The 19,914-nt window shown below is 72.1% G+C and carries 19 protein-coding genes, 1 tRNA gene and 1 pseudogene; 9 read left to right on the top strand and 12 right to left on the bottom strand.

Annotation, left to right across the window (positions count from 1 at the left end):
* Window positions 1-122: pseudogene (locus ACLBXO_RS18240) on the top strand (porin family protein); the annotation flags it as partial.
* Between the two features lie 230 nt (window positions 123-352).
* Here ACLBXO_RS18240 and ACLBXO_RS18235 read toward each other — a convergent pair.
* Both ACLBXO_RS18235 and ACLBXO_RS18230 read right to left on the bottom strand, forming a co-directional pair.
* Window positions 353-622 (bottom strand): GCG_CRPN prefix-to-repeats domain-containing protein, encoded by a 270-nt coding sequence (locus tag ACLBXO_RS18235; RefSeq protein WP_447686218.1) that lies wholly within the window; start codon window positions 620-622, stop codon window positions 353-355.
* A gap of 1,162 nt (window positions 623-1,784) precedes the next feature.
* Window positions 1,785-3,008 (bottom strand): flagellin N-terminal helical domain-containing protein, encoded by a 1,224-nt coding sequence (locus ACLBXO_RS18230; protein ID WP_447686217.1) that lies wholly within the window; start codon window positions 3,006-3,008, stop codon window positions 1,785-1,787.
* Between the two features lie 830 nt (window positions 3,009-3,838).
* On the opposite strand from ACLBXO_RS18230, the gene ACLBXO_RS18225 reads away from it, so the two are divergent.
* The gene (locus ACLBXO_RS18225; protein WP_447686216.1) at window positions 3,839-3,976 is read left to right on the top strand and encodes a hypothetical protein; all 138 of its coding nucleotides are present in this window, start codon (window positions 3,839-3,841) and stop codon (window positions 3,974-3,976) included.
* A 988-nt stretch (window positions 3,977-4,964) separates the two neighbouring features.
* Here the strand turns inward: ACLBXO_RS18225 and ACLBXO_RS18220 are convergent.
* Window positions 4,965-5,041, bottom strand: a tRNA-Arg gene (locus ACLBXO_RS18220).
* A 177-nt stretch (window positions 5,042-5,218) separates the two neighbouring features.
* Between ACLBXO_RS18220 and ACLBXO_RS18215 the strand changes: the two genes are divergently transcribed.
* The 3 genes from ACLBXO_RS18215 to ACLBXO_RS18205 all read left to right on the top strand — a co-directional run bounded on the left by ACLBXO_RS18215 (window position 5,219) and on the right by ACLBXO_RS18205 (window position 7,285).
* Window positions 5,219-6,310, top strand: a complete 1,092-nt coding sequence (locus ACLBXO_RS18215; RefSeq protein WP_447686215.1) for an acyltransferase family protein — start codon at window positions 5,219-5,221, stop codon at window positions 6,308-6,310.
* Window positions 6,311-6,396: 86 nt separating this feature from the next.
* A complete protein-coding gene (locus tag ACLBXO_RS18210) occupies window positions 6,397-6,816 on the top strand; it encodes an RNA polymerase sigma factor region1.1 domain-containing protein (protein ID WP_447686214.1) in 420 nt (139 codons plus the stop codon).
* Window positions 6,817-6,895: 79 nt separating this feature from the next.
* On the top strand, window positions 6,896-7,285 hold the full coding sequence (locus ACLBXO_RS18205; RefSeq protein WP_447686213.1) for a phage holin family protein: 390 nt from the start codon (window positions 6,896-6,898) through the stop codon (window positions 7,283-7,285).
* A gap of 178 nt (window positions 7,286-7,463) precedes the next feature.
* Here ACLBXO_RS18205 and ACLBXO_RS18200 read toward each other — a convergent pair whose 3' ends face one another.
* From ACLBXO_RS18200 to ACLBXO_RS18190, 3 genes are all read right to left on the bottom strand, one after another.
* Complete coding sequence (locus tag ACLBXO_RS18200; RefSeq protein ID WP_447686212.1) at window positions 7,464-9,212, bottom strand: HWE histidine kinase domain-containing protein; 1,749 nt, start codon at window positions 9,210-9,212, stop codon at window positions 7,464-7,466.
* A gap of 6 nt (window positions 9,213-9,218) precedes the next feature.
* Complete coding sequence (locus ACLBXO_RS18195; protein ID WP_447686211.1) at window positions 9,219-9,551, bottom strand: hypothetical protein; 333 nt, start codon at window positions 9,549-9,551, stop codon at window positions 9,219-9,221.
* A gap of 79 nt (window positions 9,552-9,630) precedes the next feature.
* Window positions 9,631-9,849, bottom strand: a complete 219-nt coding sequence (locus ACLBXO_RS18190; protein ID WP_447686210.1) for a hypothetical protein — start codon at window positions 9,847-9,849, stop codon at window positions 9,631-9,633.
* Window positions 9,850-10,072: 223 nt separating this feature from the next.
* Here ACLBXO_RS18190 and ACLBXO_RS18185 point away from each other — a divergent pair, with 223 nt between their 5' ends.
* Genes ACLBXO_RS18185 through ACLBXO_RS18175 form a run of 3 tightly spaced genes read left to right on the top strand, consistent with a single transcriptional unit; the run spans window position 10,073 to window position 13,891 of the window.
* Entirely contained in the window at window positions 10,073-11,326 is a 1,254-nt protein-coding gene (locus ACLBXO_RS18185) for an MFS transporter (RefSeq protein WP_447686209.1), read from the top strand.
* The gene (gene fhuF, locus ACLBXO_RS18180) at window positions 11,323-12,129 is read left to right on the top strand and encodes a siderophore-iron reductase FhuF (protein ID WP_447686208.1); all 807 of its coding nucleotides are present in this window, start codon (window positions 11,323-11,325) and stop codon (window positions 12,127-12,129) included. The genes ACLBXO_RS18185 and fhuF overlap by 4 nt, the downstream gene beginning before the upstream one ends.
* 13 nt (window positions 12,130-12,142) lie before the next feature.
* Window positions 12,143-13,891, top strand: a complete 1,749-nt coding sequence (locus tag ACLBXO_RS18175; protein WP_331313457.1) for an ABC transporter ATP-binding protein — start codon at window positions 12,143-12,145, stop codon at window positions 13,889-13,891.
* Window positions 13,892-13,903: 12 nt separating this feature from the next.
* Here the strand turns inward: ACLBXO_RS18175 and ACLBXO_RS18170 are convergent, their stop codons facing one another.
* Both ACLBXO_RS18170 and ACLBXO_RS18165 read right to left on the bottom strand, forming a co-directional pair.
* A complete protein-coding gene (locus ACLBXO_RS18170) occupies window positions 13,904-14,962 on the bottom strand; it encodes a LacI family DNA-binding transcriptional regulator (RefSeq protein ID WP_447686207.1) in 1,059 nt (352 codons plus the stop codon).
* 596 nt (window positions 14,963-15,558) lie between these two features.
* A complete protein-coding gene (locus ACLBXO_RS18165; RefSeq protein ID WP_331314299.1) occupies window positions 15,559-15,765 on the bottom strand; it encodes a hypothetical protein in 207 nt (68 codons plus the stop codon).
* Window positions 15,766-16,004: 239 nt separating this feature from the next.
* On the opposite strand from ACLBXO_RS18165, the gene ACLBXO_RS18160 reads away from it, so the two are divergent.
* Window positions 16,005-16,226, top strand: coding sequence for a DUF6894 family protein (locus ACLBXO_RS18160; RefSeq protein WP_331314300.1), 222 nt, complete (start codon window positions 16,005-16,007; stop codon window positions 16,224-16,226).
* Window positions 16,227-16,456: 230 nt separating this feature from the next.
* Here the strand turns inward: ACLBXO_RS18160 and ACLBXO_RS18155 are convergent, their stop codons facing one another.
* The 4 genes from ACLBXO_RS18155 to ACLBXO_RS18140 all read right to left on the bottom strand — a co-directional run bounded on the left by ACLBXO_RS18155 (window position 16,457) and on the right by ACLBXO_RS18140 (window position 19,902).
* Window positions 16,457-17,368, bottom strand: a complete 912-nt coding sequence (locus ACLBXO_RS18155) for a beta-xylosidase (protein ID WP_331314302.1) — start codon at window positions 17,366-17,368, stop codon at window positions 16,457-16,459.
* Window positions 17,365-18,138: a TIGR04290 family methyltransferase gene (locus ACLBXO_RS18150; protein ID WP_331314304.1), complete on the bottom strand. Its 774-nt coding sequence runs from the start codon at window positions 18,136-18,138 to the stop codon at window positions 17,365-17,367. The genes ACLBXO_RS18155 and ACLBXO_RS18150 overlap by 4 nt, the downstream gene beginning before the upstream one ends.
* Window positions 18,135-18,737 carry a histidine phosphatase family protein gene (locus ACLBXO_RS18145; protein WP_447686206.1) on the bottom strand — a complete coding sequence of 201 codons (603 nt, stop codon included), beginning with the start codon at window positions 18,735-18,737 and terminating at the stop codon, window positions 18,135-18,137. The genes ACLBXO_RS18150 and ACLBXO_RS18145 overlap by 4 nt, the downstream gene beginning before the upstream one ends.
* Before the next feature lie 82 nt (window positions 18,738-18,819).
* Window positions 18,820-19,902: an inositol-3-phosphate synthase gene (locus tag ACLBXO_RS18140; protein WP_331314305.1), complete on the bottom strand. Its 1,083-nt coding sequence runs from the start codon at window positions 19,900-19,902 to the stop codon at window positions 18,820-18,822.
* Window positions 19,903-19,914: the final 12 nt, after the last annotated feature.

The raw sequence follows: 19,914 nt of genomic DNA, 5'->3' as shown, positions 1-19,914 counted from the left end.
GCGGCGTCTTCTACGGCAACCTCCTGCCCCCGAACGGCACCGCCTACCTCAACGGCGCCGCCGCCAAGACAGAGTTCGCCGTCGTCCGCGCAGGCCTCAACTACAAGTTCGGCTCATACTGAGATCGGGCCGCGTTGCCCCCGGCTTCCGTGCCGGGAGACGCGGCGGCGGGCGAGGGGGCGCTGGTCCGCCCCATCGTCCGCCGCCGCCGAAGAGCGGCCATCCGGTTGGCCTTCGCATCCCCAGCCCGATCAAACTGGCCGCGAGGTCGGCAGCACCCCGGGAGCGCACGCTCCCGGGGTGTTCCTGCGTTCCGTCACGGAGTGCTGCGGCTCGGGGGGCCGGTGGGCCGCTACCAGTACCGGTTCGGCCAGCAGCGCCGCCCGCCGCGACCGAGGTGGAAGCCGCGCGGGCAGGCCCGACCGACATACCCGCCCCACTGGCCGCCGGCGCGGCATCCACCATACGGCCCGCGATGGCCGTAGGGCCCGCATCCGCCGTAGACGTGCTGGATCAGCGCGTCCTGCGCGGCGGGGAGCGGCACCCCCGCGACGGGCAGCGCCGAGGCCGGCGCGGCGATGCCGACAGTGAGTAGTGCCGCGGCGGCGAGTGACTTGAGCATCAACCCATCTCCAGGACTTGGCCGAGCCGATCTCCGTCGGCGCTGCCCGAATACCTGATCCGGCTGAAGGCTGCATGTCATGAACCGCATTGATTGGCCGTATCGCGAGAGCTTTCCTTTAAGCGCGGCCTCGATACTGCCGATCCACCCGCTCAGGCGCCCGCTCCGCCGGCGATACTGGTGTTCGCCGGACCTGTGGCCCGGTTCAGCCGCTCACTTGGGGAGAGCCGTCGCCGATCCGTCGCTCCGCGGCGATGCGGTATGCTGCTGGCTGCCTGTCTGCCAAGTCCGGTAACCCGCGATGGACCCGGCGAAGACGAGCCCCACGACGGCGAGCGCGATTATCGGAGGCTTGAGGTCGCGCCTTTCCCGTTCCCTGGATCCGCCCACGAAGCCTCCCCTTGGCTCGCCCCGAGTTGCCCGCGCGCCGGAGTGGATCGGTTCGCGTTCCTTATCTCCAAGGTCAATCAGGCGAACGGCGACAGGGATCCGGGGCAACGCCGCCGAACGGGGTTCGTCGTGGCGTGTCCATCGATCGCCGGTGCTTTGCCGTGGGGATCAGTGCCTTCTGCCTCGGATCAACCGGCGTAAGATGCTCGTCGGAAAGGAGCATTCACTCTAGACGCCAGCGCGCATCAAGAAATTCTACTTCTCCATTACGAGAATCGACATTTCTGAAGCGAAGCGCATTACGGCACTGCGCCTGACTTAAGAGTGATACTCAAATATATCGACGATTTGCGCACTATGCACTAAATTATACAGCTTGGCTTGTTCTGAAATAGATATCGAATGCAGGCTTTAGAGAAATTCTCCGGATCTTCAGCGACACATTTCCTGACGCAAGTCTCCATCTGCTTGCTGAAGAGCGCTCCATTTCTCCTAGCGATCCGCTCGAGAGCGGCGCGAAGATGGCGACGATCGCTGTGAGGGTGCTGTCACTGTGGATATTCGCTATGCACGAAATCGAAGCGAGACGGTTTCTGGATGAGGGAGCACGAGACATCAACACCGATTGACAAATCGAAGCCGGCCCCATCGGAACGACCACGGAATCAGATGGCTGCGAAACCCTTGTCGACGACTTGGCCCCGGCACAGGTCGCGGACGTCGGGCGGCCGGAGCGTCGCCCCGGCCGCCGCGTCGATCTCGGGGCCGAGACTCAGCGCAGGAGCTGGAGGACGCCCTGCTGGGCGGAGTTGGCCAGCGACAGGGCCGAGATGCCCATCGACTGGCGGGTCGACAGCGCCTGCGAGTTCGCCGCCTCCTGGTTCAGGTCGGCGTTGGTCAGGTTGGCCGAGCCCGTCTGCAGCACGTTGATCAGCTGCTTGGAGAAGTCCTGGCGGTTCTGAACCACCGACAGGTTCGAGCCCAGGGCGCTCGCCGCGGAGTTCAGGGTCGCGCCCGCCGTGGTCAGGACAGCCAGGGTCTTGTTGACGTCCGCGTTCAGCAGGAAGTTGCCGAGGCCGTTCTGGCTCGACGAGTTGTTCGAGCTGGTGATCGACGACAGGCCCAGGCCGTTCGAGGTCGCGTCGACCGAGGCGACGTTGAGGTTCGAGCTGCCGGTGTCGTTGAACTTAATGTTCATGTCATTGCCCTTGCCGGCAATGAGGTTGACGCCGTTGTAGCTGGCGTCGCTGGCGAGCTGGGTGATCTGGTTGAGCAGGTTGTTGTACTGGCTCGCCAGCGAGGCGCGCTGGGCCGTGCCCGAGATCGACAGGTCGCTGGACACGACGGTGCTGGCGGCGGTGCCGTAGGTCGAGGCGGTGGTGCCCGAGGCGGTGAAGCCCAGCGCCGTCTGGCTGCCGGAGTTCTGGAATTCGACGTCGGCCTGGGCGTTCAGGACGATCTTGGTGCCGGTGCTGTCGACCGAGAAGATCGCGCCGGCGCCGAAGGCGCCGCCGGACGAGGTCGAGGCCGAGCTGACCGCGGCGTTGAGGGCGGCGACCGCCGCGTTGACGCTCGAGGAGGCGGCGAAGTTCGCCGATACCGAGCTGCCGTTGATGGTGAGCAGAACCGTGGAGGAGGCGGTGCTGCTCGTGGTCGGGAACGCGTTGGCGGCGGTGCCCGTGGTGGAGAGCTGGGTCGAGAGCGCCTGGTTGGCGATCGACTTGGCCTGGCTGACCAGCTTCTGGATCGAGGTGATGCCCTGGTTGGCGGCCTGGATCGACTGGATGCCGTTGGAGATGCCGTCGAGGAGGGTGTTCAGGCTCGAGGAGCGGCCGTCGAGGGCCTGGGAGGTGAAGAAGTTGGTCGGGTTGTCGAGGGCGGAATTGACCGTCTTGCCGGTCGCGAGCCGGTTCTGGGTGGTCGCCATCAACTGGGCGGTATCCTGCAGCGAGAGCAGGTTCTGACGCGTCGCGGCCGACAGGGTGATGGAGGACATGGGGCGTTAACTTTCTGGCTGGTTTCACCGATTCGCGGTGAAAACATTAACCAGGACCGTGCGTTTAGCCTGAGTTAACTGTGGACACATTGGGAAAACATATTGCGCGCCGAAAATGGGAGATCAGCAGAATAGGCGCGGACCAATTCCATCTCAGGTACGCGCGTACGTCTCAGTCTCTCACCGATGGTTGCATGATCGACAATTCTGGGCCGGCCACGGCGCGGCGGACACTGACCGATGCCGATGCGAACACGCTGTCGAGCGCGCCAGAGCCCAGACGACCAAGGTGGCGTCTCGGCGCCGGATCCAGCCTTCAGCGGTCGTCGACAGGGCCGATCGTCAGCATGAGTCGCGGGCCGGGGTCCGATCCCCGATGGCTGGAACAAGCAGTAGGCACGAGCCGAAGACCGCCGCGAGCGCCTGAGGCCTCGCTACGCCCGCTCGACGCTGGTGTCTCTAATCCCGTCCGCGCAGTGCGGCGCGACGTCTTCGTCTATGGCTGAGCCGAGATCGACAGAGGCATCGTCGGATCGCCGCACGGCGCTCACGGCGTCGACTCTGGAGATAACGCACGCCGCTTCAATCTCTCTATGACCAGCCAAGGCATGGAACCTTGGCACAGCGAACGAAAAGCCTGTTGCCCGCATCAACGGGCCTCGCTTCCCTCGGTCTACCGCTTGATCCCCGCCCTGATCATCGTCAGTCCGGCGCACAGTCCCAAAACGCTTATGCAGACTCTGCATATCTGGCGCGAGGCATGTGGTATACCAATGCGGCGCGTGCGGTGCGATATCGTTTCTAACGCACCGCACAACAGGACGCTCCCCGTGACCCTCTCCACTGCCCTCGCGCTCCTCCCCTTCGCCGCGATCGCCAACTTCGCGCTCGTCGTGGCGCTGGCTGATCACTTCGACGCTGACCAGCCGGCCGCGGGCTTCACCGATTCGGTGCCGACGCTGGCCTGAGCCAAGCCGGGTCGATCGCAGGCGGCCGAGCCTCAGGAGCACCCGGATCTAAGTTGGCCCGGACAGCGAGCCTCCGGGGCGCGTGCGGCGGCCTGCTCGGCCGTCGCCAAGCGCGGTCCTGGGGCGCCCAACGACTTCGGGGCCGCGTGAGAGCCGCTCTCACGGCAGTGACGCCATCGCATCTCGATCTCGCTCCGCGCGTCGGACAGCGACGATCACTTGGTCACGCTGAGGCACCCGTCGGACGGGCGACCCCTTTTGAGAGGCGGCGGCGGGACGGCTCTTGGGAACGGCGACAGCGACCTGCGTCTGCCGGAAATCGCCCACGCCGATCCGGGAGCCCGGGACCTGCGCGACCACAGCCGGCAGCGCGACGCGCGAGAGGACGAAAGCGTCCGCCCGACCGGCGCGAAAGCGGGCGGTTGCCTCTGGCCACGGGAGGGAGGGGCTGCGTCCGGGTCAGCATGCGGACGGAGGCGCGGAATGTCGTCGTGCCCTCGATCGCCGTGACCCGGAAGCCTTGGCGATGCACCTGCGCCACGTCGGTGATGCCTGACCCGGCCCTGACCAGAGAGGTGCCTGCCAGATCGTAAAAGCCCACTCCGAGATCGATCACCGCGACCGGGAGGGCGGCGGCCGGAGTACCCGAATTCGGGAACAGCGTGACGGCCAGCGGGAGACCGGCCTCGCGGGCGAGATCCGCGCTCAGATCGGCTGTCACGCCGTCGAGCCCTCCATCGGCGGCGCGTCAGACGAGATCAGGCCGGCGGAGGGCGCGTCGACGAGACCGACCCGGAGCGTGCCGGTCGGGGCCAACTCCGCGTTCACGGGCCATCCTGCGTGGGGCTGGCAATCGTCATACTGGCGAGAGTGGCAGAAGCGGCCAGGGAGCAGAGAAGCCACGCGCTGTGGGATCGCAGCGGTGGCACTTTGGTGACACCGTCCCTCTAAGCATCGGGGCTAACCCCTGCTAAGCCTTTGAGAGAATTGGCGCACCCGACACGATTCGAACGTGTGACCTTTGCCTTCGGAGGGCAACGCTCTATCCAGCTGAGCTACGGGTGCAGGCCGTGGCTATTCCGTAGCCCAACCGCGCCGGGAGCGCAACGGCGCCCGTCCCATCGCGTGACGCCGCGGGCGGGTTAGTCGGATCTCCGGCGCGTGTTGCCCCAGCGTCCTTGCCTTCGCGCACCGTTTCCCGGTCCCTGGGCGCCGGGCTTAGGGGTCACGGGGCGGGTACAGGTGGCGGAGGCGACGGGCGGCCGGGACGCGCGGGCGAACAATTTCGGATCCCTGCGACTCCTGTTTGCGGGCCTCGTGATCCTCGCCCACGCCCCCGAACTCGTGGATGGGAACCGGTCGCGGGAGCTGCTGACGCAGGTCTTCGGGACCCTGTCCCTGGGGGAGATCGCCGTCGACGGCTTCTTCCTCGTGAGCGGCTACCTGATCACCGCGAGCTACCGCGCCAAGCGCTCCTTCGGCGACTACCTCGCGCGCCGGGCGCTGCGGATCTATCCGGCCTTCGTGATCGCCTCCCTGCTCTGCATCGCCGTCGTCGCGCCCCTCGGCGGCGGCAATCTCGCGGCCGCCTCGCCACTCGAGACTCTGCTGCGGCTGTCGCTGCTGCTGATGCCTGTGGTGCCGGGCGCCTTCGCCGAGCTGCCCTACCCGCTGCTCAACGGCTCGATGTGGACCATTCCGTGCGAGTTCGGCTGCTACCTGCTGCTCGGCCTCGTCGGCACCGCTCGCGCCCTGCGCCGCCGCGGGCGCTATCTCGGCCTGCTCGCGGGGCTCGGGAGCCTCCTCGCCCTGCGCTGGCTCTGGATGCCGATCGGACATCCGGGCGATGCCCTCGGCTCGCTGTCGGAGATGATCCGCCTCACCTTCGTGTTCTGCTGCGGCGGCGCGTTCCGGCTGTTCGCCGACCGGATCGCCTACACGCGGCGCGGCGCGACCCGCGCCGCCCTGCTGCTCCTGCCGCTGATGTTCAGCCGGCCGCTGGCCGAGCCGGCCTTCGCGATCCTCGGCGGCTACCTGATCTTCTGGTTCGCCCTCGCGGTGCGCCCCATCGCCCTCAGCCGCGCCACCGCCCGGGTCGACCCGTCCTACGGGCTCTACCTCTACGCCTGGCCGGTGCAGAACCTGCTGGTCGCGCGGATCCCCGGGATCTCCCCCTGGACGGTCGCCGCCCTCGCCCTCGCGGCCGCCATCCCCCTCGGCCTGCTGAGCTGGTACCTGATCGAGCGGCCGATGCTCCAGTTTCGGCCGGGATCGGGCGGCGCGCGGCCGGAGCCCGGCGCGATCCCGGCGGCCGGGCCCGCCCTCGGCGCCTGACGCCGGAGCACCCGCGGGGGCCGGTAACCGGCGTCGCCCGGGCGCGTTCTCGATGGACGGTCGGGGCGCGGCCGCGGAGGCGGGACATGACACAGGCTCTGGATCGCGCGGCGCTCGACCGGCTGGTCGCCCTCGGCCGTGACCGGGGCCTCCTCACCGCCGACGATCTGCGCGCCGCGCTGCCCGTCGAGGGCATGGAGGTCGACGCGCTGGTCCTGGTGATGCTGGAGCTGGAGGCGGCGGGCGTGAGCGTCGAGCCGGAGGCCTTCGGCCCCCCGACGGACCGGCCGGTCCCGGTCTCGGTCGCCCTTCCGCCGCCGCGGCCCGGAACGCCGCCGGTCCGGGTCGCGGAGGCGGGGCCGGGCGCGGCCTTCGCGGCGCCCGCCTCCGCTGCGCCGGCCGCCCCGGAGCCGATCCCCGACGACGGCGCGGATGCCGGCCGGACCGTCCTCCTGGCCGGTCTGGCGACTGTGCTGATCCTCGGCGCCGTGCTCCTGATGCTGTGAGCGCCCGGCGCGGAACGCTTCGGGCCGCGGCCCCGTTGGCGAGAGCCGGCCGGAGACGGCCCCGAGGACCCTCGTATCCATGCGTCAGACACCGGACGGAACCCTCGCCCTGCTGATCGCGGCCCTGCGCGAGGGGACGGCGCATGTCGAGGCGCTGCTCACGCTGGCGCGGACGGAGGTCGACGGCAATTTCCGGGCGATCGTGTCGCTGATCGCCATCGTCGGCACGATCCCGGTGCTGCTGATCGTCACCTTCTTCCTCGGCCTCGACGCCGTCGTGAAGCTCCTGGCCGTGCCGTTCGGCGCCGAGGCGCCGGCTGCGCTGATCGTCGCCGCGCCGTTCCTCGTGATCGCGCTCAGCCTCGGCTGGATGGGCGCGCGCCGGATGGCGCTCTCGAACCTCGAGCCCTGGCGGACGTGGCGGCAGGTGAAGCGCGACGTCCGGGAGGTCACGCGCGTCGGCGCGTGATGCCGAGACCGGAAAACTCAAAGGTATCAACGTGTTTTAGAGGAAAGCTCGCGCGCGGTCCGAGCGCGGATCGATAGCGCGCGACGCGCGACGTGCGGTCGGGCGCGTTCAACTGATCTGCCAGGATCCGTGCTCAAAGCTCTGCTTCAACGACTGAATCGTCCGAGCCGGGCCGCACCTAGCCCGTCGGCGCCAGCATGGGGCCGAGGCCCGGATCGAGCGGCACGTCGAGGCGACAGCGCAGGCCCTCGGCCTCGAACGCGAGGTCGACGGTGCCGGCGAGTTCGCGCCGCACGCCGCCGGCGATCAGCCGCGTCCCGAAGCCCACCCGGGTCGGCGCCCGCACCGGCGGGCCGCCGCGCTCCTCCCAGCTGAGCCGCAAGCGCCGCTCCCCGGCCGCGCCGGCGGCGAGCGACCACGCCACGCGGACGCGGCCCTCGCGGACCGAGAGGGCGCCGTACTTGGCGGCGTTGGTGGTCAACTCGTGCACCGTCATGCCGAGGGCCAGCACCTCGCGGGGGCTCAGCGACACGTCCGGCCCGTCCAGGCGGATCTGGTCGCCGCCGGTCCGGTACGGGCCGAGCTCGCTCTCCAGCACCTCGCGCAGGGCGGCCCCGCTCCAGTCCTCGCGGGTCAGGAGGTCGTGAGTCTTGGACAGGGCGAGGATGCGCGCCTCCAGGATCTCCGCGGAGCCGCGGGACTGGCGGGCGAGGGCCTGGACGGTGGCCAGGGTGTTCTTCACCCGGTGGTTCAGCTCGTGCAGCATCGTGCCCTGCTGCGCCTGGAGGGCGCGCCCGCGCTGGATCTCCGCGCGCAGCTCGGCGGTGCTGCGCTGGAGGGTTCCGGCCATGGCGTCGAGCTTGCTGCCGAGCCGGTCGAACTCCGCGGCGCCGCGCAGGCCGGTGCGGGCGGCGAGGTCGCCCGCCTGCCACGCCGCCGCGGTGCGCAGGAGCCGGTCGACCGGGCGCCGGATGAACACCCGTCCGGCCACGAGGGCGGCGGCGAGCGCCAGCGCCGCCCCCAGGGCGATCAGGACCAGCCCGCGGCGGGTGGCGGCGTCGATATCCGCGAAGGCGGTGGCGTAGTCGCGCCCGACGACGACGCGCACTCCCGCCAGCGGGCCGTCCGGCATCGCGGTGGCGATGATCCGCGTCCGGCCGTCCAGGCCGGCGGCGACGCGGACGTCGCTGCCCTGAGCCTCCAGCATGGCGACCCGGTCGGGCGGGATCGGCCTGCCGATCCAGGCCGCCTCGTCCGGGCGGCGGGCGATGATCAGGCCGTCCCGGTCCGTCACGGTGATCGCCGTCTCCGCCTGATGGAGCGCCTGCTCCAGGTGGTCGGAGAGCCAGTCGAGGTCGACGGCGGCGAGCAGGACGCCCGCGGGGGGCCCCGCCGCGTCGCCGGCATGGACGGCCCGGGCGAAGTGGATCGACGGGCGCTTCGTCTGGAAGCCGACCGCGTATCCGCCCACGGCGTAGCCGCCCCGCTCCAGGGCGCGGCGGTGATAGGTCCGGCCGCGGCTCGAATAGGCGCCCGCGGGCGCGCCGGCGCTGTCGCAGATCACGGCCCCGTCGGGATCGGTGAGGGCGATCAGCAGCACGTGCGGCAGCCGCGCGGCCGCCCGCCGCAGGTAGGCGGTGCAGGCCGCCGGCTCCCGCGCCTGCACGGTGGCGTCCCCGGAGATCAGGTCGAGGGCCTGCTGCATCCGCTCGGAGATCTGCGCGAAATCCTCGGCGACGTCCCGCGCGGTGGCGCGGGCGTCGGCCCGCACGGCCGCGTCGCGGCTCGCCCGCAGGGCGACCTCGTTGTAGCCCTGGATCGCCAGCGCCGGGGCGAGGGCGAGCAGGACGAGCAGCAGGATGCGGGTCGTCAGCGACAGGGGCAGAGAGCGTGGGAGCGGGGCGGGGAACCGGAAGCGCGGCGGCATCGACGGTCAGTCGCGACCGGCCATCGTCGCGCGCACCCGCGCGGCCAGGGTCCGCGCGGGGACCGGCCCGGCGATCACCCGGAGCCCCGGTTCGAGGCCGCGAGTGCCGAACGTCGCGGTCCCGGCGCAGCCGGTGATGACCGGGATCTTCCGGTCCGGCGGGCCGGGGCGGGCCGCCTCCGCCGTCTCCCGGCCGCTGAGGCCGCCGGGCAGGCCGACATCGCCGATCGGCGGCCCGGCCAGCGCGCCGGCCGCGTCCGCGTCCGCGAAGCGGCGCCGGATCGGGCGTGGGCGGTCGGCGCGCGCGCGGGCGGAATCGAGGGCGGGACGCCGTCTCATGCCGGCGTTGTTGCAGAACCGGCCGGCCCTTGCCAGTGCGCCGCGCGGTCGCGATCGCGGGATCGCGGGACGGATCGTCTCAGCGCCCGCGGGGCCGGCCGGCCTCCGGACGCAGGTGCAGGAAGCTGCGCTCGCCGGTCGCGGCTTCGGCCACGTGCTGGATCGTGTCGAGCAGATCGGACACGGCCCGCGGCCCGGCCGGGCGGAATCCCGCCTTCGGCTCGACCCAGCGCCCCTGCGTGCGGTTCGCGGCGATCTGCGCCTCGCTCAGCGCGTCGAAATCCCGGCGTCGGGTCATGGCTCAGCCCTCCGCCGGAGACTCTGTCAGGGGCATGGTTGACGAAAGGTTAACGCCGGATCCGCCGGCGGAGCGCGCGCCGACGCGCCGCGAAACGCCGCCGGCTTGATCCCCGGCGCCGACCTCTCTAAACAGCAAAACCCGAGGTAAATCAACAGATTAGTGTGATTATAAACTGCGGCCTCCGGGCCGGCGCGGATCGCGGCCCGGCGTGCGGGTCGCGGTGACCGGTTCCGCCGGACCAGCCATCGGCACACGGGTCGTCGATACCCTGGCGGGTCTGCGGCCGCTCGCGCCGTTCTTCTGCCTGTACGTGACCTTCGGGGCGACGCTCGGCTTCCTGTCCGGCGGGGCGCCGCTGATCCTGCGGGCGCGCGGCGTGGAGCTGGCCGAGGTCGGGCTTCTGCAGCTCATCAACCTGCCGGTCGGGCTCACCTTCCTGTGGGCGCCCCTGCTCGACCGTCTCCGCCTGCCGGTCCTCGGCCACCGGATCGGCTGGATCGCGGCCGCGCAGGCCGCCACGGTGCTCCTGCTGGTCGTCCTGAGCCTCGGCGAGACTTGGCCGCTCCCGGCGCTGCTCGCCCTGGCGATCGCCGCCTGCGCCGGCGTGGCGACCATGGACATCGCCCTGGAGGCCCTGGTGGTCGAGACCGTGCCGGCGGAGCGGCGCGCCTTCGTGGCCTCGGCCAAGCTGTGCGGCGCCTCCCTCGGCGGGATCCTGGGGGTCGGCGTGCTGGTCGGCTCCTACGACAGCCTGGGCTGGCGCTGGGCGGTCCTGGCCTGCGCGGCCCTCGACGCCCTCTGCCTGCTGCCGATCCTGGGCTACCGGGAGGCGCGCCCGCGCGGGGGCGCCGCGGCCGGCGCCGGCCCGGAGCGCTGGTCGGGCTCGCTGGCGCGGCTGCGCCGGCTGGGCGGGCGCGTGCTGGTGCTCGGGGCCTACTTCGCCGCCTCCTACCTCGTGGCCGGGCCCGACACCCTGGCGCTCCTCGATCTCGGCGTCCCGCTCGGGCAGGTCGGCACGCTCACCGGCACCGTGCTCCCCGGCGTGAACCTCGTCATGGCGCTGGCGGCCGGCGGGCTGGCGGCGCGGTTCGGCACGGTCCCGCTGATCGCCGCGGGGGCTCTGGGCGTCCTCGCCTCCGGCGGCCTGATGGTCGTCGCCTGCGCGGGCCGGATGCCGGATCTCGGCGTCGCCGCCGCCGTGCTGAGCTTCGTCGCGGGCGGGTTCCTGGGCGTGCCGGTCTTCAACATGATCTACCGCTGGGCCCAGGGCCCGAGGCCCGCCACCGACTACGCGCTCCTGTTCGGCGCCGCCTTCTTCGCCGCGATGCCGCTGCGGGTGGCCGCCCCGGCGCTCGCCGGCTGGATCGGCTGGCCGGGCTACTTCGCCGCCACCCTGCCGCTCTACGCCGCCGCGGTGGCGTGGCTCGCCGTCGCGGTGGACCGGACCCTGCGCGACGGCGGGGCGGCGCGATGATCGCCGAGGTCGCCGCCCAGGTCCCCGACACGCTCGCGGCCTACCGGGACGGGATCGCCGAGGGCCCCGGCGGCCCGGGGGCGGTGCCCCTCGGCGCCCTGCGCGATCCCGACGTGTTCGACGCGACGCTGGCGGCCTTCGGGGCCGGGTTCGGCGCGGCGTTCCAGACCGCGGACCCCCGGGTCCGGGTCTCGTACTGGAGCCAGTTCTACCTCGCGGCCCTGGCGACGCCGGCGCTGACCGCCCTGCTGCGCCTCGGCCGGCCGCTGCCGCTCGCCTTCGACGCGGTCAGCCTCGAGCTCGACGGGGCCGGCCGCCCGTGCCGCTTCCGCCTGCCCGCGGACGGGCCGGCCTGCGCGGCCTGCCCGGCCCCCGGCCTGACCGGGCTGGTGGAGGCGCATCTGCGCCCGTTCGTGGAGCTGTGCCACGCCCGGTGCGGGATCGCGCCCCGGGTCCTCTGGGGCAACGCCGCGGTGATCCTCGACTACGTCGCCCGGGAACTCGGGGACGGGGCGGGGCCCGGCACCGCCTGTGCGAGCGCCTGCCCCACGGCCTGCTCCGCAGCCCAATCCGCCGCCCGCGCCGCCGCCCGCGCCGCCGCCTGTGACGACGTCGCGGCCTGCCTCGGATGGCGCGCCGGCCCCGCCTGCGCTAGGAGCCCGCTCGAGAGTCCTCTTGCGCAGGCGCTCTGCCCGGGGGCGTCGGGCTGCCGGCGGCGGCGCGTCTGCTGCCTGCGCCACCGCCTCCCGGGGGTGCCGTCCTGCGGCGCGCTCTGCCCCGTCGAGTGCGCCGCCCAACGCTGATCCGAGCCGCGCGATGCTGAAGGCCTTCCTCGCCTATTACCGGCCGTACCGGACGCTGTTCCTGGTGGATTTCGGCTGCGCGGTGCTGTCGGGCCTGCTGGAGCTCGGCTTCCCCATCGCGGTGAAGGGCTTCATCGACAGCCTGCTGCCCCGGCAGGACTGGGGCCTGATCCTGCTCGCCGCGGCCGCGCTGGCGCTGGTCTACGTCGCCAATGCCGGCCTGATGGTGGTGGTCACCTACTGGGGCCACGTGCTCGGCATCAACATCGAGACCACCATGCGGGCGCGGGCCTTCGACCACCTGCAGAAGCTGTCCTTCCGCTTCTACGACGGCCAGAAGACCGGCCACCTCGTCGCCCGGGTGACCAAGGACCTCGAGGAGATCGGCGAGGTCGCCCATCACGGGCCCGAGGACCTGTTCATCGCCGTGATGACGCTGCTGGGCGCCTTCGCGCTGATGCTCTACGTCCACGCGCCGCTGGCGCTGATCACCGCGGCGATCCTGCCGCTGATCGCCTTCGTGTCGATCCGCTACGGCGGCCGCATGACCCGCAACTGGCAGGCCCAGTACGGCCGGGTCGGCGCCTTCAACGCGCGGATCGAGGAGAATGTCGGCGGGATGCGGGTCGTGCAGGCCTTCGCCAACGAGCCCCACGAGCGCGCCCTGTTCGCCCTCGACAATGCCCGTTACCGCGACACGAAGCTCGAGGCCTACCGGCTGATGGCGGCCGGCCTGTCGATCAACTATCTCGGCCTGCGCCTCGTCCAGATCGCGGTGCTGCTCGGCGGCGCCGCCTTCGTGGTCCGGGGCGACCTGACGCCCGGGGGCTTCGTGGGCTTCCTGCTGCTGGTGGGCGTGTTCTACCGGCCGCTGGAGAAGATCGGCGCCGTGGTCGAGACGTATCCGAAGGGGGTCGCGGGCTTCCGCCGCTACCAGGAGTTGCTGGCCACCGCGCCCGACATCACCGACCGTCCGGACGCCCGCGCGGTCGGCGCCCTGCGCGGCGACATCCGTTTCGAAGGGGTCGGCTTCGGCTACGGCCCCGGCCGCCCGGTCTTCACCGGCCTCGACCTCGCGGTCGCGGCCGGCGAGACGGTGGCGTTCGTGGGTCCCTCGGGGGTCGGCAAGACCACCCTCTGCGCGCTGCTGCCGCGCTTCTACGAGGTCGAGGCGGGCCGCATCACGGTGGACGGCATCGACATCCGCGCCATCACGCTGGCGAGCCTGCGCCGCCAGATCGGCATCGTGCAGCAGGACGTGTTCCTGTTCGCCGGCACGATCCGGGAGAACATCGCCTACGGCCGCCTCGACGCCACCGAGGCCGAGATCGACGCCGCCGCGCGGCGCGCCCGGCTCGGCGGGCTGATCGACGGGCTGCCCGAGGGCCTCGACACGGTGGTGGGCGAGCGCGGCGTGCGCCTGTCCGGCGGACAGAAGCAGCGCATCGCCATCGCGCGGGTGTTCCTCAAGAACCCGCCGATCCTGATCCTCGACGAGGCGACCTCGGCGCTCGACACCGAGACCGAGCGGGAGATCCAGCGGGCGCTCGCCGAGCTCGCCCGCGGGCGCACGACCCTGGTGATCGCCCACCGCCTCGCCACCATCCGGGACGCCGACCGCATCGTGGTCCTGGGGGAGGGCGGGGTCGTCGAGGAGGGCCGGCACGCGGCCCTGCTCGCCGCCGGCGGCCCCTACAGCCGCCTGCACGCGGCGCAGTTCGGGCGCGGCGAGACCGGGGCGGGCGTCCTCGCGGCGGAGTGAGGACCGGCCCCGCTAGGGCGGCCCCGCCGCCGCGCTCGACTCGCGCACCACGAGGCGCGTGGGGAACAGCTTCTGGGCGAGGTCGTCCGGCGCCCGCGTCCCCTCGATCAGTTCGACCAGCGTCGCGAAGGCGAACCGGACCATGTCGAGCACCGGGACATCGACCGAGGTCAGGCTCGGCACCGCGTAGGCCCCCTGGCTGAGATTGTCGAAGCCGACGACGCGGATCTCCCCGGGCACCCGCACGCCGCCCTCGTGCAGCGCCCGCAGCACGCCGAGCGCCACCCGGTCGCTGGCGGCCACGACGGCGTCCGGCCGCGCGCCCGGCCCTCTCTCCAGCAGCGCCCGCGCGGCCCGGTGGCCGCCCGCGGCGGTCCCGTCGCAGGCGACCACGAGGGCGTCGCGCAGGGGCAGCCCGGATTCCGCGAGGGCGTCCCGGTACCCGCGGAACCGCTCGGTGGCGGCGGCCGGCCGGCCGGCGTCGCCCGTGAGCAGGCAGATCGACCGGCTCCCCGCCGCGATCAGGTGGCGGACGACCCCGTGGATCGCGTCGCGCTCGGCCCGCGCAGCGTAGTGCGTGCCGGGCACGTCCAGGCCGAACACCACGAACGGGCACCGCTTGGCCTGGAGCAGGCCGATCAGCGGGTCGTCCCGGTCCTCGGGGAAGACCACGAGGCCGTCGACCCGGGCCTCGCTGACCAGGCTGGCGATCCGGCCCGGGCCGTCCGGGTCGTCGCCGCGGCGGCAGCGATGGACCAGGGTGTAGCCCTGCTGGTCGGTGACGGTACCGAAGGTCTGGAGGACGTGGCCGTGATCGGCCTCCACGCCCGGGCAGCCCCCGTCGGCGGCGGGCCCCGGCGCGGGGGCGAACACGCAGGCGACGCTGCGGCTCGGCTTCTTGCGCAGCGACCGGGCCGCGAGGCTGGGCACGAAGTCCAGGTCGCGCATGGCCGTCTCGATGGTCTCGCGCGTGGTCCGGGCGACCTTCTGCGGGTGATTCAGGACCAGCGAGACCGTCTGGAAGCTCACGCCGGCCCGTCGGGCGACGTCCTTGATCGTCGTCTGGCCCATCGTCACCTCGGGAGCCGATCCGGACGGCCGCCGCCCGGCGCGGGCGCGCGGTGCCGCCTCGATCGGTGCGACAGACTAGATCTGTATCGAACCGAGATAAAGTCGCGACCTGTGGGCGAAGACGGCGCCTTCCGGCGCAAAGGCTGCACGAGACCGATTATTCGCGCGCGAAATCCGGGTCGTCCTGCGGATTCTCGGGGGCTTCGGTCCCGCCTTCCGACCGGTCCGCCGGGCGGCATCGCGGGCGGGGATCGGAGCGTCGGGCGCCGCCCCCGAGCCGGAGGCCACGCCCACGATGCACCGTCGCATGGACCGTCGCACGCACCGACGCATGGACCGACGCATGGACCGACGCAGTCCGCTCATCACGCGGCTCGGCGGTCAGGGAGGCCGGGCCGTCGGGCGACGGCCTCCTGTTGACCGTCCCCCGGGCCTCGAAGAGGCCCCGTCAGCCGGCCCGCTCGCGCAGCCGCCGCATCAATCGGAGCAGCACGCCGCGGATATGGGACCGGATCTGGGTGTTCTCTGCCATGGGACGCCGTTCGAAGCGCCTGTTCGCGGCGCCTCATGAAACACATCCCTTGGATGGACCGTTGCTACGTAAAAAGCGGGATCGACGCCGCAGCCGCGCCGCAGAACCACCCGCCAAGGACGTAGCCCGTGGTGCGGATCGACGACGCCCCGCGGGCCGTATGATGGGACCGGATCGTCGACAGAACGCTCCTGATGTGCGCGCGCAGCTTGTCCTTGCGGAGCGCGGCCGTCTCGGCGCTCGGGTTGGGCGGGTTGGCGGAGGTCGACATGTCACGGGGCCCCGGCTCAGGCGCGCCACCGCTCCGGGCCGTCGGACGACGGCGGGGGGACGCTGGACATTCTTGTAAGCGATACCGTGAGCGGAATCTCGGCCGGCTCGCGTAGTACCGGGCAAACTCCATGTTTTAGATACATTAAGGTTTATCGAGCCGAAGACCTTTCCCAGTCGTGTTTCGCACTACGTAGAGATATCCGGACGATCGCCGCGGGGCGGCAGCAGGGGGGGTCGGTGTCCGAGCGCTTCTACTTCGACCTCGAGAGCGGCGAGGAGACGATCCGGGACGACGACGGCGTGGAGGTCGGCAGCCTGGAGGAGGCCATGGCCGAGGCGCGCAGCGTCATCGCCGAGATGGCCGACGAGGTCTGCGCGGAAGATCCCGACCGGTCCTGGAGCCTGGTCGTGCGCGATGCCGCCGGCTACGCCCGCCACCGGCTGCCGATCCGGCGGTAGCGCCTGCCCGGGACGCCCGGCACGGCGCCGGGCGGCGCCCGACAAGAAGCCCGCCGCGGCCTGGCCGGGCGGGCTTGAGGTGATCTCGTCTCGGAGAAGGCCCGACCGTAGACCCGGGACGCGGCACCCGCATCCCCCATCCGGATGAGAAGCGCGCACGTTCCCGCGACTGCTGGCAAACGGGCGGCCCGCGACCGCTCGGCCCGCACCCGGCCGGCGCGCGGCGCGCCCTACCAGGTCGTGCCCGGCCGGGGCGCGGGGGCGTAGCGGCGGACCATGGCGGCGCAGAACTCCGCGAACTCGGTGCGGACCAGCGGCGCGCTGGTGTGGTGGGGCGAGATCCCCCGGTGCTCCGGAGTGAAGCAGAAGGTGACGGTGACGTCGAAATCCCGCAGCGCCGCCATCTGCCGGTCGAACCAGTCGAGCGCGCCGGGGCGGAAGCTGTCGGCCCAGGACAGGCCGGTGCGCAGGTAGCGCACGCCGAGCCGCTTCATCCACGCGACGGCCTCGTCGAGCCGGTGGTCCTCGAAGTGGAACCACTGGCACAGGCCGATCTCCGGCGCGTGGCGGGCGAAGCTCTCCAGGGCGATCTTCGGGGTGCCGTCCTGCCGGAGCAGGCCCATGTGGAAGTGCCGGTAGTACGAGGAGCCCTCGGCCTCCTTGTGGCGGGTGGTGGCCTCCCATTCCCGCGGCAGGTCGTAGAGGCTGTACCAGTGGATCCGCGGCGCCCGGCCGGCGAGCAGCTCGAGGGTCCGGCGCAGGCCCCAATCCTGGACCTCCTCGGCGCCGAAGGTCGAGACGCCGACCTCCGAGACCCAGACCGGCAGGTCGGTGACCGCGCGGATCTCCTCCAGCTTGGCCGGCCAGTCGTGGATCGACCACAGGTTCCAGTCGAGGGGGAAGCCGTGCACCGCGACCGCGTCGACCGCGTCGAGGACGCCGCGGCCCGCCATGTTGCGGATGAAGACCGGGTCGATCGGCGAGATGCCGCCGAGGACGCGGAGCAGGTTCGGGTTCGCCGCCCGGACCGCGTGGCCCGCCTCCTTGGCCATCTCGGCGAAGAGCAGCCAGTCGGGGTCGATCTCGGGATCCCAGTGCGACTTGTTGTTGGGCTCGTTCCAGAGCATCACCGAGTCGATCATCGCGTTCCCCCGCGTCCGTGAGCCCGCGCCCGCGCGGGGTATGCGGCCCCCACCCCGTAGGGGACCGGCGCGGTGCGGCAGAGATAGACCTCCGCCTCGGGCCGGGCCGCGATGGCGAAGCCGCTCGCCCGCAGCATCGCCTCGATGCCGGCGCGGTTGGGGATCCACCAGTTCGTCCAGTCATGCGCGTAGGCGCGCTCGACGAAGTGCATCCGCGGGTAACCGGGCCGCTCGAACGGGTCCATGTCCCAGAAATCGTAATCCTCGGCGACCGGCTCGACGGCCCGGCTGCCGCGCAGCATCGACTGGAACACCAGGAGGTCGCCGGCCACGTGCTCGCGGATCAGGTCGAGGGCGAGCAGCGGGTGGCGCAGGTGGTAGAGCACCCCCATGAACAGCACCACGTCGAACCGCTCGCCCAGGGCCCCCACGTCGTAGACCGAGAGGTTGCGGAACTCGATGTCGTGGCCGAGCCGTGCGGCGGCGAAGCGGGCCTGGGCGAGGTAGCGGTCGTCGGAATCGAGGCCGAGCACGCGGGCCGCGCCGCGCCGCTTCATCGCGATGGCGTAGAAGCCGCCGTTGCAGCCGATGTCGAGGACGCTCTTGCCGGTGAGGTCGGCGGGCAGCGCGTCGGCGAAGCGCCGCCACTTCACGCCCGGATAGTCGCCGAGGAAATGGTCCGGGGCGGTCCAGACGCCGTCGCCGAGGTCGATGTTGTGGAACCAGGGGCCGAGGGCGTCGGCCCGCCGCCGCAGCTCTTCGGCCGTCATGGTGCGGTCCGTTCGTTGATCGACACGACCCGCCCGCCGCCGGGCCAGAGGGCGAGTTCGCTGAGAGAGGCCGGGTCGACGACGATCCGGTCGTAGGCGTCGAGGCCGAGGCCGAGGAGTCCGAGCAGGACGGCCCGGATGACGTCGCCGTGGCTCACCAGGATCACGGGCGCGCCGTCCGCCGCGAAGCGGGCGAGGACCCGGCCGATACGTCCCTGCGCCTCCGCCATGCTCTCGCCCCCCGGCGGGCGGGCGGTCGCGCGCTCCGCGTTCCAGGCGGCCCAGAGGGGATCGGCCGCGAGGGCGTCGAAGCCGCGGCCCGTCCAGGCGCCGGTCTCGATCTCGTCGAGGTCGGGCTCGGTCGCGACCGTCAGGCCGAGGGCCGCGGCGATCGGCGCGGCGGTCTCGGCGGCGCGCGCGCGCGGGCTCGCCAGCAGGGTGCCGGCGCCGCTGCCGGCGAGGCGGCGGGCGAGGGCGCCGGCGAGGGCCCGGGCCTCGGCGCGGCCGGCCTCGCTCAGGGAGACGCCCGGCATGCGCCCGCACAGGATCCGGCCGAGCCGGTCGTGGCTGCCGTGGCGGACGAGGAAGACCTGCCTCATGCGGGGCGCCCCGCCGGAAGCGCGGCGCCGGGCGTCAGCGACCGGGCGGCCGGTCCAGCGCCCGCCGGTGCGCCGACCGCCCTCACGCGCCCTCGCCCGCCGCGAAGCGCAGGGTCCGCTCCCGCGCCTCGGCGTCGGTGAACTGCCGGGGCGGCGACTTCATGAAGTAGCTCGACGGCCCCTCCAGGGCCCCGCCGAGACCCCGGTCGAGGGCGAGGCGGGCGCACCGCACCGCGTCGATCACGATGCCGGCCGAGTTCGGCGAGTCCCAGACTTCGAGCTTCAGCTCGATGTTCAGGGGCACGCCGCCGAAGGCGGTGCCCTCCAGCCGGATATGCGCCCATTTCCGGTCGGTCAGCCACGGCACGTGGTCGCTCGGGCCGACATGGATGTCGCCCGGCGCCAGGGCTCCGTCGAGCTGGCTCGTCACCGCCCGGGTCTTCGAGAGCTTCTTCGATTCCAGCCGCTCGCGCTCCAGCATGTTCAGGAAGTCGGCGTTGCCGCCGAAATTGAGCTGGTAGGTCCGGTCCAGCCGGACGCCGCGCTCGCGCAGGAGATTGGCCAGCACCCGGTGCACGATCGTGGCGCCGACCTGGCTCTTGATGTCGTCCCCGACGATCGGCAGCCCCCGCGCGGCGAAGCGCTCCGCCCATTCCGGGTTCGACGCGATGAAGACCGGGATGCAGTTCACGAAGGCGCAGCCGGCCTGGAGCGCGCAGGCCGCGTAGAACTCGGTCGCCCCTTGGGAGCCCACCGGCAGGTAGGAGACCAGCACCTGCGTGCCGGTGCGCCGCAGTTCGGCCGCCACGTCGGCGACCGGCTCGGAGGACTCCGCCACCACGCCCTCGAGGTAGCGGCCGATCCCGTCGAGCGTCGGCCCGCGCCGGACCGTGACGCCGGTCTCCGGCACCGCGGCGAAGACCTGCGTGTTGTTGGGCTGGGCCAGGATCGCCGCGGCGAGGTCGCGCCCGACCTTGGCGGCGGCGACGTCGAAGGCCGCGACCACCGCGATGTCGCGCACCCGGTAACCGCCGAGATCCGGCGACATCAGGCCGGGCACGGGCTCGCCGGGCGCCGCGTCGCGGTAATGGTGCAGCCCCTGCACGAAGGACGAGGCGCAGTTGCCGATCCCGACGAGGCCGACGCGGATGGGGGCGGCGTCCATCAGCGCCTCGGC

The sequence above is a fragment of the Methylobacterium sp. C33D genome, assembly GCF_053345825.1.
This window is presented reverse-complemented; position numbering and strand designations above follow the sequence as displayed.

What these genes read in the sequence shown, in the direction of transcription:
- ACLBXO_RS18235 (WP_447686218.1), bottom strand. Translation starts at nt 622, where the DNA reads ATGCTCAAGTCACTCGCCGCCGCGGCACTACTCACTGTCGGCATCGCC.
- ACLBXO_RS18230 (WP_447686217.1), bottom strand. Translation starts at nt 3,008, where the DNA reads ATGTCCTCCATCACCCTGTCGGCCGCGACGCGTCAGAACCTGCTCTCG.
- ACLBXO_RS18210 (WP_447686214.1), top strand. Translation starts at nt 6,397, where the DNA reads ATGACACAGGCTCTGGATCGCGCGGCGCTCGACCGGCTGGTCGCCCTC.
- ACLBXO_RS18205 (WP_447686213.1), top strand. Translation starts at nt 6,896, where the DNA reads ATGCGTCAGACACCGGACGGAACCCTCGCCCTGCTGATCGCGGCCCTG.
- ACLBXO_RS18200 (WP_447686212.1), bottom strand. Translation starts at nt 9,212, where the DNA reads ATGCCGCCGCGCTTCCGGTTCCCCGCCCCGCTCCCACGCTCTCTGCCC.
- ACLBXO_RS18195 (WP_447686211.1), bottom strand. Translation starts at nt 9,551, where the DNA reads ATGAGACGGCGTCCCGCCCTCGATTCCGCCCGCGCGCGCGCCGACCGC.
- ACLBXO_RS18190 (WP_447686210.1), bottom strand. Translation starts at nt 9,849, where the DNA reads ATGACCCGACGCCGGGATTTCGACGCGCTGAGCGAGGCGCAGATCGCC.
- fhuF (WP_447686208.1), top strand. Translation starts at nt 11,323, where the DNA reads ATGATCGCCGAGGTCGCCGCCCAGGTCCCCGACACGCTCGCGGCCTAC.
- ACLBXO_RS18175 (WP_331313457.1), top strand. Translation starts at nt 12,143, where the DNA reads ATGCTGAAGGCCTTCCTCGCCTATTACCGGCCGTACCGGACGCTGTTC.
- ACLBXO_RS18170 (WP_447686207.1), bottom strand. Translation starts at nt 14,962, where the DNA reads ATGGGCCAGACGACGATCAAGGACGTCGCCCGACGGGCCGGCGTGAGC.
- ACLBXO_RS18165 (WP_331314299.1), bottom strand. Translation starts at nt 15,765, where the DNA reads ATGTCGACCTCCGCCAACCCGCCCAACCCGAGCGCCGAGACGGCCGCG.
- ACLBXO_RS18155 (WP_331314302.1), bottom strand. Translation starts at nt 17,368, where the DNA reads ATGATCGACTCGGTGATGCTCTGGAACGAGCCCAACAACAAGTCGCAC.
- ACLBXO_RS18150 (WP_331314304.1), bottom strand. Translation starts at nt 18,138, where the DNA reads ATGACGGCCGAAGAGCTGCGGCGGCGGGCCGACGCCCTCGGCCCCTGG.
- ACLBXO_RS18145 (WP_447686206.1), bottom strand. Translation starts at nt 18,737, where the DNA reads ATGAGGCAGGTCTTCCTCGTCCGCCACGGCAGCCACGACCGGCTCGGC.
- ACLBXO_RS18140 (WP_331314305.1), bottom strand. Translation starts at nt 19,902, where the DNA reads ATGGACGCCGCCCCCATCCGCGTCGGCCTCGTCGGGATCGGCAACTGC.